A 17387-nucleotide genomic window follows, 5' to 3' on the forward strand; every position below is an offset into this window, starting at 1 on the left:
CTAAATTACTTTACTATAATTCTAAACTTGTTTTTCATTAATCGCAATCTATAATTGCAAGTTGCAATTATATAAATGAAGCTTTTGATTTTATAAATGAAAGCTTTGTTTATAAAAACAAAAGCTTCATTTAGAGATTGCCTTTAATGTTAGTAATCTTTTCTATTAGTGAAAAGGAAGTTTGGCATCAATAGAGAATAAGTTTATATCTAATAGATTGGAATCAGTCTATTAATCAAAATTCGGCAGAAAGATATAGTGAATCGGGTGAAACCTATGTGAAAGCCAGCCCTTCACCCGAAATCCCTTTATTCATCGATGTTTCAGAGTGGTGAAGGAGGTGAATGTCATGTTTAACGAAAGTTGCAGATGTGTGTAAGATAAAACATCTTGCACGCATCTGCAACGGTATCTTGCATAGGTTTATACTGCTATTAATCAAATAGATAAACTCTGGTTAGTGTAAGATGCAAGATAAAATCGAACACTAAAAGGTTCTGTGGAAGTTCCGGAAGTTATCCCAAAAGCTCTTTTACTTTTGCGGAAATGGCACGTCCTTCTGCAAGTCCTGCCAGCTTCTTGGAGGCAACTCCCATGACCTTACCCATGTCTTTACCGCTCGTAGCACCTGTCTCTGCGATGATTTCCTTCAAAGCAGCTTCCAGTTCTTCGGCACTCATCTGTTTCGGCAGGTATTTTTCCATAACGGCTACCTGACTCAATTCTACGTCAGCCAAGTCCTGACGACCCTGTCCGATATAGATTTCAGCAGAATCTTTTCCTTGTTTTACAAGTTTCTGGATAATCTTCAAAGCGGCATCATCTGTCAATATATCGTTAGCTCCCGGAGCTGTCTTAGCTTCGAGGAAGAACTTCTTTATATTTCTCAAAGTTTCGAGGGCTACTTTATCTTTCGCCTTCATTGCGTTTTTAATGTCTTCGCTGACTTGTTCGAATAAATCCATACTATTATAATTATAAATTGAAGATTAAAAATTAGATCTGAAGCCTGATGCTGTGGGACTATAATTTTCGTTCTTAAGCTCTTTGTTTAGAATGTAATTACGCCGTTATCATCCGTAGCTTCTTCTGTTGCCACTTCTTCTTCCAATGCAGCCTTTGTCCGGATTTTAGTAAGAGTCGTCTTATCACGCATGTACGTGGGAGAATCTTCTACCATGGCGATGATATCGTCGTTGTCCAAATCTTCCGTGTTGAAAAGATAGATGTGACGGCGTTTGCGGAAGCTCTTGCTTCCGATATTGCTGGCGCTTTCGCCATATGCCTTGCGGATACGTTCTTTGTTCTTCTCTTTCTCTTCTTCCAGTTGCAGTTGACGTTCTTCCTCTTCCTGGCTGCGTGCAGCATGCAGGCTGTCCATTCCGGGGACGTCTTCTACACCGAATCCGGTTGCCAATACGGTGATCTTTACTTTGGTATCCAGTGAGTTGTCGATGGCAACACCCCAGATCACTTCCACTCCTTCGCGGAATTTGCTCATGAACTCGTGTATCTCGTTCATCTCCTCCATCATCAGTTCGGATGACGGGCAGAAAGAAACGTTCAACATAACCTTCTTGGCATTGAAAATATCGTTGTTGTTGAGCAACGGAGAATGCAGGGCATCGTCGATTGCTTTCGTCACACGATTTTCTCCTTCGCCGAATCCGGTACTCATGATCGCTACTCCGCCATCTTTCAGGATGGTTTTCACATCGGCAAAGTCGAGGTTGACCGTACCACGCATGGTGATAATCTCGGCAATACTCTTGGCAGCGATGGAAAGAGTGTCATCGGCTTTGCCGAAGGCATTCATAAAGGTAAGGTCGGCGTATATTTCGCGCAGGCGTTCGTTGTTGATAACCAATAGGGCATCAACATGCTGGGCGATACGTTCGACGCCGTCCAGTGCCTGGATGATTTTCTTTTCTCCTTCGAAGATAAAGGGGATGGTGACGATACCGACAGTCAGAATATCCATTTCCTTCGCAATGCGGGCGATGACCGGGGCAGCTCCTGTTCCGGTTCCTCCTCCCATTCCGGCGGTGATGAATACCATCTTGGTGCCGTCGTTCAGTTGTGCCTTGATATCTTCTATACTTTCTTCAGCGGCGTCGCGTGCCCGTTCGGGACGGTTGCCGGCTCCAAGCCCTTGCGTGATGCTACGGCCCAGTTGCAGTTTCACCGGGACAGGTGATTCGGCCAATGCCTGGTTGTCCGTGTTGCAAAGAACGAACGTTACATCATGGATGCCTTCCCGGTACATGTGGTTTACAGCATTACCACCACCACCACCTACACCAATCACTTTGATGATCTTCGGTGAATCTGTCGGGAAATCGAATTGTACTATCTCGTCCATAATAATATGATTTCTGATTTATGATTTCTGGTTTCTGAACTCTGATTTTTGAATCTTGATTTATAAGTTATGATTTATGATTTATGATATAGCGCGCAGCCAACTCATAAATCATAATTCATAAATCATAAATCACTTCATATCGTCGTCGGAGAAGATTTCTTTCGTCAACGAGTCGATCTTGCGCTGAATCCAGCTCGGACCGGCTTCTCTTTTCCGTCTTTCCTTCTCTTCCTTTTCCTTTTGCTTGCGAAGTTTTTCCGCTTCTTTAGCAGCTAACTTGGCTTCACGCTCTTCTTCCTCTTTCTTGAGGCGGGCGAGGCGGGCCTGTTCCTTCAGCTCCTGGTCGTCTTCAAATATGTCTGCGGTCCTATGCACTTCCGGCTCCGGTTTGGAGACTGGCGGTACGGGAGCAGCAGCTTGCGGGGCGGTTTCAGTCAGGCAACAGTTTTGGTTCCCTTCAAACAGGAGACCGAACAATGTGTTCTGTGAACCGTCTTTTTTTAGTATATTGTTGGGGGCATGGACCGTATTGCGTGGAAGTTTCGCCATCCGTATCTTTTCTATCTTGCTGCGTTTGCGCAAGGTTTCGTCCAAGTTCTTCAGGTTGGCGGCTCCTCCTGTCAGGATAAGTCCTGCCAGCAGTTTGTCTTCGTAGCCGGATAGCTGAATCTGGTTCCATACGTTGGCAACGATTTCTTCGGCACGGGCTTCGATGATATTATTAAGGTCTGCCACTTTGATGATACGGTTGTCATCCTCCAGTTTGCAGGTAGCTTCTTCCTCTTGTTCGGGATCTTCTTCGTAGAGGGCGTCACCATAGGCTTTTTTCAGGCGTTCGGCTTCTTCCTCCTCCATTTGCAGGGTGGTGATGTCACGCGTGATGCTGTTGCCTCCCAAAGGTAATACGGTGAGGAAGCGGAGAATGTTATTCTTATATACAGAGATGGTAGTCGTATCTGCTCCGAAGTCGATCAGTGCACAACCCGAACGGCGTTCGCTTTCTGTCAGTACGGCATTGGCTGTTACTAGCGGGGCGATCAGTTGGTCGGCAATGTCGATTTTTGCCTGTTGGAAGCAATGCTCCAGATTCTTGCGTACGGAAGCACGGGCAACGATGTTGAGGAAACGTCCTTCGATGTGGCTTCCTACCAGACCTACCGGGTTGGCTTGCAGATTATTGCCCACCTTGTATTCTTGCGGAGCTACGTCCAATATATCCATATCAACCACCGGGATGGCAATGTTCTCATCACCGATAGCGCTTACAAGTTCTTCGGATATGATGGCTTCTTCTTCCAGGTCGCGGCTTACTACATTGCGGACTGTGCGGAGTGATTGTCCGCCGATGCCTACATATACCTTGGCAATTGAGTTTTTCAACTCACCTTCCAGTCTGTTGATGATCGAGGTCAGGCTTTGCGCTGTCTTGTCCAGATTGAAAATAACTCCTTTACGAATAAACGTAGAAGAGTCTTCCTGGGCATACGCTAATACCTGCATACTTCCGTCACTGTTCTTTCTTCCGGCCACACCGGTTATCTTCGATGAACCAAGTTCAATAGCGGCGATAAATTCTGTTGTTGCCATATATATTTATTTACGATTTTACGATTTACAATTTACGATTGAAAAAAGATTGTTCACTCCTCATCTGTCAACTATCAATTATCAACTATCATTTATTATCTATTCTCGTTTGGTGCAGATAATCTGGTTGTTGAATTCGAGATTGATACGCGAATATTTGTTCCAGCCTACCCGGTTGAGTCCTTTCTTGTAGAACTCCTTCAAACGTGCCAGTTTATCTTCAAAGTTTTCCAGTTTTCCGAGATAGACGAGATGGTCTCCCACACGCGGCACCAATTCGATGTTCTGGTCGGGCAACACATGAATCTGTTCTATCTGGGCGTCCCAGAATTTATTATTATGCAAAAATACACCAAACTTATATAAATCCTTCATTGCAAACGACTTTTCTACGTTTCCGGTGACAATTACCCGGTGAGCGACGCATTTTGCATCCGGTGGCATGACGGTTCCTTTGTTGTCAAGGTAGTAATTCTGACCGTTGGAGCTCATCACCCGAAGAATAGGGATACGTTGTGTCACTTCCACGCATACTTTGCCGCTGGGTGTTTTGTAACACTCGGCTTCGTCAATCAACGGATGTTTGCTTAGTTCCCGTTCCAGTGACTTGGTAGAGATGCGCTCCATCTTCTTCCCGATGGGGTAGATCCCTTTGTGCTGAAGGATACCTTTCAGCTCTTCTTTGGTGATGAAGCCGGCGTATGCGGTATCCTTGATAACCAATTCCATGTCACGGCAGGTCTGATCGGCAGGCTTGCGGTTGAATGCGGTGATAGCTACGGCGAGGTAGGCTATAAGCACTAGCATGACGATGGATAGAAGGATTCTCTTTACCATAGTTTTTTTATTAATGAATAATTAAGAATGAAGAATGAAGAATTGCTGCGCATCAATACGCTGGATAGAGATTCTTCATTCTTCATTATTCATTCTTAATTTTTTTGTTTCTAATAGTTCTTTTATTTCAGGGACATAGTTGTCAATGTCTCCAGCCCCCAAAGTGATTAATACTTCAATGTTTTTATCTTTCAGAATGTTCAGTATATCTTCCTTTTTGCACATACTTTTTTCAATGCCCGGACGGAGATTGTCATAAATCAGTTTGCTGGTGACGCCCGGAATTGGTGCTTCACGTGCCGGATAGATGTCTACCAGAATCACTTCGTCGAGTAGCGACAGGCTATCGGCAAAATCTTGATAGAAGTCGCGGGTGCGGGTATAGAGATGCGGTTGGAAGATGGCTGTGATCTTCTTGTCCTTGTAAAGTTCGCGCATAGACAACACGCTCTGTTTGATTTCAGAGGGGTGGTGGGCATAATCACTCAAAAAGACGATACGGTCGTTCTTGATCTTGAAGTCGAACCGGCGGTCTACTCCGCGGAAACTTGCCATGCCTCTTTTTATTTCTTCATCGGTAGCCCCGTTAAGGTGTGCCAATGCCATGGCGGCTACGCCGTTTTCTATGTTGATGCTAACCGGAATTCCCAGTTGAATATCGTTGATACGGGTGTCCGGGGCAACAAAGTCGATGAATATCTCTCCGTTTCCGATGCGGATGTTTTCTGCATGGAAGTCGCCTTCGTCACGTGAGTAAGTATAGACACGAACGCCCGGCTGCACTTTGGGTTGCAGGGAGATGCCTTTGCGGATAATCAGTGCGCCACCCGGTTGGATAAGCGTGGTATAATGCTCGAAACTTTCCAGGTAGGCTTGTTCTGTGCCATAGATGTCCAAGTGGTCGGGGTCGGTAGATGTGATTACGGTCATATAGGGCGACAGCCAGTGGAAAGAACGGTCGAACTCATCTGCTTCAATCACCGTGTAAGGGCTTGTTTGAGAGAGTAGCAGGTTGGTGCCGTAGTTCTTCGAGATTCCTCCGAGAAAAGCGGTACATTCCACGTGCGATTGATGGAGCAAATGGGCTGTCATCGTCGATGTGGTTGTTTTACCGTGAGTGCCTGCGACGCACAGACCTTTGCTCGAATGGGTAATTGTTCCCAATACTTGGGCGCGTTTCTGTATTTCGAATCCGTTGTTGCGGAAATAAACGATTTCTTCATGTTCCTGCGGAACGGCGGGCGTGTATATGACTAACGTGCTTTCCTTGTCTTTGCAGGCTTCGGGAATCAGGTCGACGTTTTCTTCATAATGTATTTGTGCGCCTTCGGCAATCAGGGTTTCAGTCAATGGAGTAGGGGTACGGTCATATCCGGCCACTATCTTTCCTTTGAAGAGGAAGTAGCGTACAAGTGCACTCATACCGATGCCGCCGGCACCTACGAAATAGACTGATTTTATCGTTTCTATATTCATTTCTTCTGTTTTTTATTTTAGTACGGATTACGTCGTTTGATCCCGGAGCTATACCGCTACTTCAACCTGTGTGCAATCCGATAATCTATTTATCTGTTTTTTGCTTCTGTTTATCAGCTCTTTGCTTCCGCCAGTTTGATAACCTCCTGTGCGATGATTCTCGCAGAATCGGGCAAAGCCAGCTTGGCGATATTCTCTGTCAGTTCTTTCAGTTTCTGTTCGTCATTGACGGTGGATAATGCTACATCCATCAAGGTTGTTTCCGCTTCACTGTCTTTGACGTAGATAGCTGCCTGCTTATTCACCAATGCTAAGGCATTCTTAGTCTGATGGTCTTCCGCTACATTGGGAGAAGGCACTAAGATAACAGGTTTATGTAACAGGCAGAACTCTGAAATGGAACCTGCCCCCGCACGGGAAATCACAAGATCGGCTGCTGCGTATGCGGCTGCCATGTCTTTGATGAAATCCGTTACATATAAGTTCGGAAGTGTACCTGCAGCTTTCACGGCTTCTTTCACTTGCGGGTAGTAGTATTTGCCCGTTTGCCAGATGAATTGCACGTCCGTGTTTTCTTTGATGGTTGCCAGTCCGGCTGTCAGCGTATTGTTGATGGTACGTGCACCCAGACTGCCGCCTACAATCAGAATCGTTTTTTTGCCAGGCTGTAAGTTGAAGGAGCGCAATGCTTCTTCTTTAGACGGCATATCCTTTGTCAGGTTTTGGCGGACAGGATTCCCCGTCATAATAATTTTGTCGGCAGGGAAAAACTTTTCCATTCCGTCATAAGCTACACAAATCACTTTTGCTTTCTGTGCCAGGAGCTTATTGGTCACTCCGGCATAAGAGTTTTGTTCCTGGATTAATGTCGGTACTCCCATCATTCCGGCAGTCTTTAGTGTCGGGCCGCTTGCATATCCGCCTACACCTACCGCCACTTGTGGGCGGAAGTCCTTGATAACTTTGCGTGCTTTCCACTGGCTGCGCATCAGTTTAATCAATACAGATACATTTTTCCATAAACGTTTGCGGTCGAATCCGGCAATCGGAAGCCCGATAATACGGTAGCCTGCATCGGGAACCCGTTGCATTTCCATGCGTCCTTCAGCACCTACAAAGAGAATTTCTGCGTCGGGGCGTAGCTCTATTATAGCGTTTGCGATAGAGACGGCAGGAAAGATATGCCCTCCTGTTCCTCCACCACTGATAATAATTCTAAGTTCTTTTTCCATCCTAATTCTTTTTTCTATCCGTTGTTCAACGTTTTTCGTTCACCATTCACCGTTCATCACTTACCGTTTATCAATATCATGCTCATCTTCAAACTTGGCATCGCTGTTCAGAATCTGTGCTGTCGGTTCGGCGGCAGTCTGTGCCTCGGAATTTGCAGCTGCATCTGCCTCTAATTGCAGTTGGATCTGTGCATCGTGCGCTTTTTGTTCTTCCAGATGGGCGGTATATCGGCTTACACTTAATATCATACCGATATAAGCGCAGTTGATTAACGTACTTGTACCTCCTTTGCTGACTAAAGGCAGGGGCTGGCCGGTGACGGGGAATAATCCGACGGCAACCATCATATTCAATATTGCTTGCGATACCAGTAGCAACGCAATGCCCATAACGAGAAAGGCGGGGAAGGTTCGCTCGCATTTCTGGGCGATTCGTCCGGCTCGCATCAGCAGCCATAGATAGAGGAACACCACAAATATTCCTCCGATCAATCCCATTTCTTCAATCACAATCGCAAAGATAAAATCGGAGAATGCTTGACTAAGGAAGTCACGTTGTATCGAGTTTCCCGGACCTTTGCCGACTACGTGGCTGGTAGCAATGGCGATGCGTGCATGCGCTACCTGTGCATCTTTGTCAATATCAAATTTGGCAGCCGGCACTTCCTCCTTCTCAAAGAAGCCGGAAACACGATTCTGCCACGTTTCGAAACGGTGAAGTCCCGGAGTGTTATGCAGCGTTTTAGCGGGAATAGCCATCAGTATACCTACGGCAACACCGCCCACAAGTGCCAATATTCCCAACATTCCGAATAGCTTTTTTGCTGACACCCGGCCGATAAACATCATCATGCATACTACTCCGAAAAGCAGCATTGCTGTCGAAAGGTTTTCCGGTGCGATAAGCAGGAATACCAGTCCGGTGAGGATCATGATATATTTGAAGGCGTTCGGGTTGGCTCCGTATTCGTCTTGCCTTTTGGACAGGATGAATGAGACGGCAATGATAACCGCCATCTTTGCCAATTCCGAAGGCTGGAACTGTAATCCCATAAAGGTCATCCAACGGGCTGCCCCGTTGACACGGTCCCCTGTGATGATACCCATCAGCGTGACAAATGCCAATAGAACCAGGGAAATCGGATACAGAAAGACCGGAAATACCTGGAACCATTTGTAGGGAACATTATGCAGAAACACTACTACCACAGCACCTACCATCAGGATGATGGAGTGTTGTGTAATCGGTCCCCAATGGTCGCCACTTTTGTAAGTCAGTGTCGACGCTGCCGAGAACACCTCGATAATAGAGATGAGGCAGAGACAGAGGAAGATAATCCAGATTACCTTGTCACCTTTGAATATGTTCTTTAATAAATCCAATCTTATAGCAATTAAAAATTAATAATTAGAAATTATAGGGCGCGGACACATTCCTTAAACTGGTCGCCACGGTCTTCATAGCTCTTGAAGAGGTCGAAAGAGGCGCAACAAGGGCTCAATAATACCGTTTCACCTTTCTTTGCCAGTTTGTAGGCTGCTTCTACGGCGTCCTTCATTCCGGTTTGTACGTCTGCTACGGGCAGGCCGAAACGGTCGAAGAATTCGTGAAGTTTTTCGTTATGAAGTCCCAGGTATACCAGTGCCGAACACTTTTCGCGTACCAGGTCTTCAATTTCAGTATAGTCGTTGCCTTTGTCTTTACCACCGAGAATCAATACCGTTTTGGTAGTCATGCTTTGCAGGGCATACCAGCAGGAGTTGACATTCGTTGCTTTAGAGTCGTTGATGAAATCAATTCCGCGGACACGTGCCACCTTTTCCAACCGATGCTCTACTCCCTTGAAGTCGGAGAGGGCTTTACGGATGTTTTCTTTGGCGATGCCGGCAAGGTTTGCCGAGATACCGGCGGCTAAAGAGTTATATAGGTTATGTTGCCCTGTCAGAGCCAGTTCTTCCTGCTCCATGTTGAAGGCAATCGGTTCGGTGATTTTCACTTCGTGGTCTTCTACGTATGCGATCGCTCCGTCTTCTTTTACAGCGGCAAAAGGATACAGGTGAGCTTTCAGACCGTGTTTCGCCAGTTCTTGTCTGATGATCGGGTCGTCATTCCAGAAGATGAAAGCATCGTCCGGGGTTTGGTTTTGGGTGATGCGGAATTTAGCGTCGATGTAATTCTGCATACAGTGGTCGTAGCGATCAAGATGGTCCGGAGTGATGTTCATCAATACGGCGATGTTCGCACGGAAGTTATACATATTATCCAGCTGGAAAGAGCTAAGTTCGATAATATAATAGTCATGGTAATCTTCGGCTACCTGCAAAGCAAGACTTTTGCCGATGTTGCCTGCCAAACCTACGTTCAGACCTGCGCTTTTGAAAATGTGGTAGATCAGGGAAGTCGTTGTAGTCTTTCCGTTAGAACCTGTAATACAGATCATTTTGGCATCAGTATAGCGTCCGGCAAACTCAATCTCGGAGATCACCGGTGTGCCTTGAGCTTTCAGTTTCAGGATGATTGGGGCGTCATTCGGGATACCGGGGCTTTTGATAACCTCGTCGGCATTCAGAATGAGCTCTTCGGTATGGTGTCCTTCTTCCCAGGCAATCTGATGGCTGTCGAGAAGTTCCTTGTATTTGTCCTTGATGGCGGACATGTCCGAAACAAACGTCTCAAATCCTTTTACTTTTGCGAGTACGGCTGCACCTGCGCCGCTTTCGCCAGCTCCTAAAATTACAATTCTTTTCATCTACAATAATGTGCCCTTGTTTTCTAATCGATTGATTTATCTATTAGCTGCGCACATCTTTTAAAAGTTAATAATCGGGTTAATGCTCTCTATATTTTTAATGAAGGCACGGGTGACGCGGATTTCACGGTTTTAAGGGATTATGCAGTTAACACTGCGTTAATCCGTGTAATCCGTGCCTTCATTCTATCTTATTTTTAATGTTATAATTGTTATTGCCGCCAATACAATCGTTACAATCCAGAAACGGACGGTAATCTTTGATTCGTGGAACAGCTGGTCGGGCTTGGTGAATTTCACCGTACATCCCGGCTCGATCAGGCTCATCGAAGTACGGAAATGATCGTGAATCGGTGTGCGCTTGAACAAACGCTGCTTTACCCCTTTCCTCTTTCCTGCCTTATAATAAGCCCGTTGCAGGATTACCGACAGATTTTCTACCAGGAATACACCGCAAAGAATCGGTATCAACAACTCTTTGTGGATGATGATGGCGAACACTGCGATGATACCGCCAATGGTGAGGCTACCTGTATCTCCCATAAATACTTGTGCCGGATAAGCATTGTACCATAAGAAACCGATAAGCGCACCGATGAAAGCACAGATATAGATTACCAGTTCTTCCGAACCCGGAATATACATGATATTCAGATAGCCTGCGAACTCGATATGTGACGATACATACGCCAATATCCCCAGCGTTGCGCCGATAATGGCCGAGTTTCCGGCCGCCATTCCGTCCATACCGTCATTCAGGTTGGCACCGTTTGATACGGCGGTAACCACGATGATTGTGACGATGACGAACAAAATCCATCCGGCTGTTTGCGCATGCTCGCCCATGAAAGCAACCAGATCGGCATAATCAAGGTTATTGCTCTTGAAAAAAGGAATCGTTGTCTGGGTCGATTTCAAATCATTGGTTCCGTGTATCACTTCCATCTCCTGTCCCGGATTATGAACTTCGATATTCTCACGGATCACTACGTCCGGGCTTAGATACAAAGTCATTCCGACAATTAAACCCAAACCGACCTGACCAATAATCTTGAACTTACCATGCAAACCTTCTTTGTCTTTTTTAAAGATCTTGATATAGTCGTCTGCGAAGCCGAGCGATCCCAACCATACGGTGGTTATCAGCATCAGTATCATATATATATTATGCAGTTTACCCAACAACAGACAAGGGATCAGGATGGCTACAATGATGATAACACCTCCCATGCTCGGCACGCCTACTTTGTTGACGCCGAACGGGTCCGTTTTAGCATCACGCTGCGTTTCTGTGATTTGTTTCCTTTTGAGTAGGTTGATGAACTTATCTCCCCAGATACTTGAAATAAGTAACGCGAGGATCACCGCCATCAAAGCACGGAATGAAGTATATCCGAACATTCCCGCTCCTGGAAAATTGAGCTTTTGCAGCCATTCAAATAGATAATATAACATAAATAATTTGCCAATTTATTGATGTGTTGCTATGTCGCTTCTGCCGGATAAATACCGGAGCCAGTCGGCATATTTGCACAATCTATTCATTATTTAAAAATTTCTTTGAGTACTTCTTTATCGTCAAAATGATGTTTTACTCCTTTTATCTCTTGGTAATTCTCGTGTCCTTTTCCGGCAACGAGGATTACATCTCCTTTTTCTGCCAGCATGCAAGCCGTGCGAATCGCTTCTTTACGGTCGGCAATGCTGACCGTTTTCTTCATATCCTCCGCATCCAGTCCGGCAAGCATATCGTTAATGATGTCTTGCGGCTCTTCGAAGCGCGGATTGTCTGAAGTGATGATGACGCGGTCGCTGGCTTTAGCAGCTTCCTTTGCCATGATGGGACGTTTGCCCTTATCACGGTTGCCACCGGCACCCACTACTGTAATCACTTTTCCTTTTCCTTCAAGTACTCCATGTATGGCATTCAATACATTAATAAGAGCATCCGGAGTATGCGCATAATCTACAATCGCTGTAACTCCCTGTGGAGAACGGACCGCATCGAAACGTCCGGCTACCGGATGAAGCGTACTAAGAGCCACAAGCACCTCTTCTTCTTTCTTGCCCAACAGAACGGCTGCCCCGAATACTGCCAGCAAATTGGAAGCATTGAACTTACCGATAAACTGAACTGCCAACTCATGGTTGTTGAAGTCGAGCAACATTCCTTCAAAATGAGACTCCAATACCCGCCCTTTAAAGTCACAAAGGCTTCTTAATGAATAAGTATAGACTTTAGAACGTGTATTCTGTGTCATCACCAGTCCATTCTTATCGTCCAGATTAGTCAGGCTGAATGCGCTTTTCGGCAGATCGTCAAAGAACTTCTTCTTTGCTTTCAGATAATTCTCTACTGTTTTATGATAGTCGAGATGGTCGCGGGTCAGATTGGTAAAGATCCCTCCTGCAAACTTTAATCCACTGATACGTTTCTGTGCAATGGAGTGTGAACTGACTTCCATGAAAACATATTTGCATCCTTCATCCGCCATTCGTCCCAATAGACGGTTCAACGTGATAGGGTCGGGTGTGGTATGTTCTGTTGGAATCGGCTCGTCGTCGATATAATTGCAAACGGTAGAAATCAACCCTACCTTATATCTGAAATAACGGAATGTATTATATAATAAGGTGGCGATTGTTGTTTTTCCGTTCGTTCCGGTAACGCCAACCAGTTCCATCTTGGAAGTGGGGTTGCCGTAGAAAGTAGTAGCAATCTTTCCTACTGCATCTTCACTGTCTTTGACTTGTATATAAGTGATCCCCGCAACAGGTTCTTCCGGCATATCCTCGCAGAGGATAGCAGTCGCTCCTTTCGCTATGGCAGCAGGTATGTAGGCATGGCCGTCCGCTTGCGTGCCGCGCATTGCCATGAACAGTTGGCCGGCTTCCACTAGACGGGAGTCAATATTGACTCCGGTGATTTCTATGTCTGAATCTCCGGCTACCTCTACCGGTTGGATCGCTTTCAGTAACTCCTTTAATAACATCACTCTATTTAATTTTTAATCTTTAATTTTTACTTTAGCGTCAGCGTCACCGTTTGTCCCTTCTTTACGATGGTTCCATTGGCTATCGACTGGCTTTTCACTTTGCCCACTCCGACCAGATTGACTTTCAATCCTTTGCTTTCCAACAAGTATACGGCGTCTTTCGCTCCCATACCTATCACGCTCGGCACAAAGTTCTGCATATTGCTCCGGCTTTCAAGAACCACAGCTTGCGGAGCAACGTGCGTATTCCCCCACACTTCTTTTCCTGAATCGGCAACTTTACCTTGTATATTAATCTCCAGTTCCTCCAATACCCGTTGAGCTTCGCGCATCTCTCCGGCTTTTACATTCGGAATGACTACGGAATTGGTGTCAATCGCATTGGTAAGCGGCAACCGCAAGTCTTTGGCATACACTCTTTCTGCAATCTTGCTGAATACACTACCTGCCATCAAACCTCCCGAAGCCGGCAAGCCCGGTTTCTGGATAGAGACAATCATACTATATTTAGGTGCCTCTGACGGAAAATATCCGCAGAAACTAACCAGGTAATTCGTTCTTCCCGTTTTGTATCCGGCTGCTCCCTGTGAAATCTGCGCCGTTCCCGTTTTGCCTGAAACGTGGAATTGCTTACTCCCTGCAGGCTTAGCAAGTCCTTCACCGACCACTTTCCGAAGTATTTCACGAATCTGTGCCAAAGTCTTATCTGAACAAATCTTAGGATTGATAACCTCTGTCGGATATTCTTTCACGACTTCCCCGTCTTTCACGGCAGCTTTGACAAATTTCGGACGTACACTGACTCCATTGTTGGCTATTCCGTTGTAGAACGTCAGAATATTGATTGGAGGAACCTGTGTCTCGTATCCGATACTCATCCACGGCAAAGTGGTCTTTGCAAAATAACGTTCTTTCGGGCCACGGATATTCGGCTTCCCTTCTCCTGAAATCTGTAGGTGGAGCGGTTGGTCGATGCTCATCCGTTTTAACCCGTCTACGAATTTCTGTGGATTGCTACCATAGAAATGATCTATAATATAAGAGGTACCGACGTTGGACGAAACTCCCAGAATTTCAGTAACAGTCAGCTTCCCATATCCTCCACGGTGCCAGTTGTGGTCTTTCATGACACGTCCGTACATCGGCATCTGTCCGTTGCCGGTGTCTACCACATAGTCCGGAGTGATCTTTCCGTCTTCGAGAGCTACCATAATGGAGGCCGTCTTGAAAGTGGACCCCGGCTCAAGCATATCACTGATGGCATTGTTGCGCATTTCGTAATACTCGCCGTCCTTGCCTTGCATCATGTTGACGATCGCTTTCACTTCTCCGGTAGCTACTTCCATCAATACCACCACGCCTACGCTGGCATTCAGCTCTTTCAGCTTGTCTACCAATGCTTTCTCGCAGATATCCTGCATGCCTACGTCGATGGTACTAATCAAATCGCAACCGTCAACCGGCGGCACATCGACAATGTTCAGATATTTGTTCATCACTTTTTGGCGGTGCGTCAGTCCGTCCCGTCCTTTCAGGATAGTGTCGAAAGCAAGTTCGATACCATTTCTGGCTCCTTTGGCTGTATCTGCATACACATCTCCCAGCGTACGGGCAGCCAGTGAACCGAAAGGTTTCTTGCGCTGATTGTATGCTAATTCTTTAAATCCGCCTTTATACCGGTTCAAACAGAAGACGGGCAGTCTCTTTACCTCTTTATATTGTATATAGGAAATACGTTTCGGATAAATCAGATAATTACGGCTTTTTGCCTGGCGTCCTTTCTTGAGGTGTGCTTTGAATTGGGCTGCACTCTTGTCCGGGAATATCTTGTGAAGTCCGATACAGATGGAATCCATATTGGCATTGAGGATGGAGTCCCGGCGTGCCTGATCTTTCCGTCTGCGTTTTTCGTCCTTCTCACCGGACATAAAGTCCATATAGATTCTGTACTCGGGTAGCGAACTGGCCATCAGTTTACCGTCAGAAGAAATAATGTTTCCACGATTAGGTTTCACCGTCACATTCTCTTTTACGAAACGATCAGCCACATCCTGCCAGTATTGTCGTTCGGCAAACATGGTGATGCCTGCTTTTACAACAATAGCTATTCCTATCAACGCCATCAACAGGATGACGAAGAAGTAACGGGTCATTATGTTCTTTTTATTAACTGCCACAGTATTTGTCTTTTAAAAACTCTCAATTTTCAACTCTCCACTCTCCACTTATTTAATAAGGTAAGGAGGATGGGTTGATGTTTGCAAATCGCTTTCCTTATTTGATATATAATCTTCAATGCGTGACTGGCGGCTCTTCTCCATCAGCTCCGAGCTGCGCGTCAGTGCGTCGTATTTAATGTCTATCAATTCCTTTTTCAGCCGATCTATCTCGATCTGTTGCTGTTGACTGGCATAACGATTGTGAATGTAGAAGATGATGAATACCATGATAAGTACCAGCAACTTCGTTTGACGGCGGAAAAAATCGGTAGCCAGAATGTCTCCACCCAGAATACTCTTCAGCGAGGTGCGGTTTTTCTTCTTGCCCTCTTCTGTTTTCTTATTTACTACTTCTTCTTCCATATCTTTTTATTTCTTTTCTGCAATTCGTAATTTGGCACTTCTCGACCGTGGGTTCCGTTCTATTTCTGCCTCGTCGGGAACGATTACCTTATTATTGACAAGGCGGAAAGGCGTTTGCAGATTTCCGAAGAAGTCGGATTCTGCTTTTCCTTCTACGTTGCCCGTCTTCATGATGTTTTTCACCATGCGGTCTTCCAATGAATGATAAGTGATTACCACCAGTCTGCCGCCCGGCTTTAGTGCTTCCGTGGCTGCCAGCAACATCTCTTTCAGCGCTTCCATCTCTTGGTTTACTTCGATCCGCAGTGCCTGGAACACTTTTGCCAGTTCTTTCTTTTCGCGTTCACGGCCGAAAAGCGGTTTGATGATTTCCAGAAACTCACCGATGGTCCGGATGTACTGCCCGCTTCTGGCTTTAACGATGACAGAAGCCAGTTTGCGGCTATTCTTCAGCTCTCCGTACAGATAGAAGAGGTTTGCAAGACGTTCTTCCTCGTAAGTATTCACGATGTCTGCTGCCGTAATTCCGGCACGCTTGTTCATACGCATATCCAGCGCTCCGTCGAAACGGAAAGAAAAGCCGCGTTCGCTATCATCGAAATGATGGGATGATACGCCGAGGTCGGCCAGGATTGCATCTACCTGCTCGATGTCGTGATAGCGCAGGAAATTTTGCAGGTAACGGAAGTTGCTGCGCACGAAGATGAAGTGAGGATCGTTGACAATGTTCCGTTCAGCGTCCTCGTCCTGGTCGAATCCCAATAAACGCCCGCCTTCTCCGAGTCGTGAAAGTATCTCGCGCGAATGTCCCGCTCCTCCGAATGTAACGTCTACATACGTTCCGTCCGGTTGGATATTCATCCCGTCAACGCTTTCTTTCAGCAATACAGGTACATGGTATGTCAATTCATCTTTCTCCATCTTGTCTATTATCATCGTTCATAATTTCTTCTAATGCTGCACCGAACTCTTCAGGCGACATGAAAGGCTGTTCTGCCCGCTCTTTCGCCCAGATCTCTATCTTATTGTCGATGCCGATAAAACGTATATCTCCATGAATGCTGCAAATCTGCAAATATCGTTTGGGGATTAATATACGTCCGTTGCTGTCAGGTGTCACCACTTCAACGTCGCTCACAAACTGTCTGAAAATGAGTTGGTGTTTGCTGTTCCATTTGTTCAGCCTGCTGCGAAGCTCGTTCAACTCCTCGTTCCACACGCTCTCGGGGTACAGGGTCAAACAGTCCTGAAATACGTCTTTACGCATAATAAGCCTCTCCTCGGAAGCTGCTTGTAGTTGCTTCCTGAAGGTAGCGGGTATGAACACCCTTCCTTTGGCGTCCGCCCTGGCTTCAATATTTCCTAAAAAACGTATCATTACCTTATTATAATAAGCGACCGTAAAAGTATGAAATTCCCCACAATTCCCCACAACTTTCCATAAAAAACTTTCAGAGAAGTTTTCAACAGAATGTTAAATGTCTATTTGCTTGAAAATGATGCGGCTTTGAGAGTAGTCTGCTGGTGGGGGAGTTATGGCAGTAAAACGGGAAAAAATGTCT

14 protein-coding genes are annotated in these 17387 nt (G+C 45.8%); all 14 read right to left on the minus strand.

From position 1 onward, the window contains the following. Positions 1–515: 515 nt before the first annotated feature. The 14 genes from LPH68_RS12820 to mraZ all read right to left on the minus strand — a co-directional run bounded on the left by LPH68_RS12820 (position 516) and on the right by mraZ (position 17203). Positions 516–965 (minus strand): GatB/YqeY domain-containing protein, encoded by a 450-nt coding sequence (locus LPH68_RS12820; RefSeq protein ID WP_118407912.1) that lies wholly within the window; start codon positions 963–965, stop codon positions 516–518. Between the two features lie 86 nt (positions 966–1051). After that, positions 1052–2362 (minus strand): cell division protein FtsZ, encoded by a 1311-nt coding sequence (ftsZ, locus tag LPH68_RS12825; protein ID WP_230296951.1) that lies wholly within the window; start codon positions 2360–2362, stop codon positions 1052–1054. A 132-nt stretch (positions 2363–2494) separates the two neighbouring features. Continuing rightward, complete coding sequence (ftsA, locus tag LPH68_RS12830; protein WP_004315397.1) at positions 2495–3952, minus strand: cell division protein FtsA; 1458 nt, start codon at positions 3950–3952, stop codon at positions 2495–2497. Between the two features lie 99 nt (positions 3953–4051). Continuing rightward, positions 4052–4789 (minus strand): cell division protein FtsQ/DivIB, encoded by a 738-nt coding sequence (locus LPH68_RS12835; protein ID WP_004315396.1) that lies wholly within the window; start codon positions 4787–4789, stop codon positions 4052–4054. A 75-nt stretch (positions 4790–4864) separates the two neighbouring features. Further along, entirely contained in the window at positions 4865–6265 is a 1401-nt protein-coding gene (gene murC / locus LPH68_RS12840; protein ID WP_151923343.1) for a UDP-N-acetylmuramate--L-alanine ligase, read from the minus strand. Between the two features lie 113 nt (positions 6266–6378). Continuing rightward, complete coding sequence (gene murG / locus LPH68_RS12845; protein WP_087317658.1) at positions 6379–7497, minus strand: undecaprenyldiphospho-muramoylpentapeptide beta-N-acetylglucosaminyltransferase; 1119 nt, start codon at positions 7495–7497, stop codon at positions 6379–6381. A 60-nt stretch (positions 7498–7557) separates the two neighbouring features. Next, positions 7558–8880: an FtsW/RodA/SpoVE family cell cycle protein gene (locus LPH68_RS12850; protein ID WP_004315392.1), complete on the minus strand. Its 1323-nt coding sequence runs from the start codon at positions 8878–8880 to the stop codon at positions 7558–7560. A 32-nt stretch (positions 8881–8912) separates the two neighbouring features. Beyond that, entirely contained in the window at positions 8913–10247 is a 1335-nt protein-coding gene (gene murD / locus LPH68_RS12855) for a UDP-N-acetylmuramoyl-L-alanine--D-glutamate ligase (RefSeq protein ID WP_004298208.1), read from the minus strand. Between the two features lie 186 nt (positions 10248–10433). Then, the gene (locus LPH68_RS12860) at positions 10434–11702 is read right to left on the minus strand and encodes a phospho-N-acetylmuramoyl-pentapeptide-transferase (protein ID WP_015532165.1); all 1269 of its coding nucleotides are present in this window, start codon (positions 11700–11702) and stop codon (positions 10434–10436) included. Positions 11703–11791: 89 nt separating this feature from the next. Then, positions 11792–13240 carry a UDP-N-acetylmuramoyl-L-alanyl-D-glutamate--2,6-diaminopimelate ligase gene (locus tag LPH68_RS12865; RefSeq protein ID WP_008776047.1) on the minus strand — a complete coding sequence of 483 codons (1449 nt, stop codon included), beginning with the start codon at positions 13238–13240 and terminating at the stop codon, positions 11792–11794. Positions 13241–13269: 29 nt separating this feature from the next. Next, a complete protein-coding gene (locus tag LPH68_RS12870; protein WP_118219518.1) occupies positions 13270–15396 on the minus strand; it encodes a penicillin-binding protein in 2127 nt (708 codons plus the stop codon). A 72-nt stretch (positions 15397–15468) separates the two neighbouring features. Next, on the minus strand, positions 15469–15825 hold the full coding sequence (locus LPH68_RS12875) for an FtsL-like putative cell division protein (protein ID WP_004315383.1): 357 nt from the start codon (positions 15823–15825) through the stop codon (positions 15469–15471). Between the two features lie 6 nt (positions 15826–15831). Then, a complete protein-coding gene (gene rsmH, locus LPH68_RS12880; RefSeq protein ID WP_074706970.1) occupies positions 15832–16746 on the minus strand; it encodes a 16S rRNA (cytosine(1402)-N(4))-methyltransferase RsmH in 915 nt (304 codons plus the stop codon). Then, positions 16733–17203 carry a division/cell wall cluster transcriptional repressor MraZ gene (mraZ, locus tag LPH68_RS12885; protein WP_004315379.1) on the minus strand — a complete coding sequence of 157 codons (471 nt, stop codon included), beginning with the start codon at positions 17201–17203 and terminating at the stop codon, positions 16733–16735. The genes rsmH and mraZ overlap by 14 nt, the downstream gene beginning before the upstream one ends. Between the last annotated feature and the right edge of the window lie 184 nt (positions 17204–17387).

Origin of the sequence: Bacteroides sp. 1_1_30 (assembly GCF_020982715.1) — a bacterium.
Taxonomy (GTDB): Bacteria; Bacteroidota; Bacteroidia; order Bacteroidales; family Bacteroidaceae; genus Bacteroides; species Bacteroides xylanisolvens.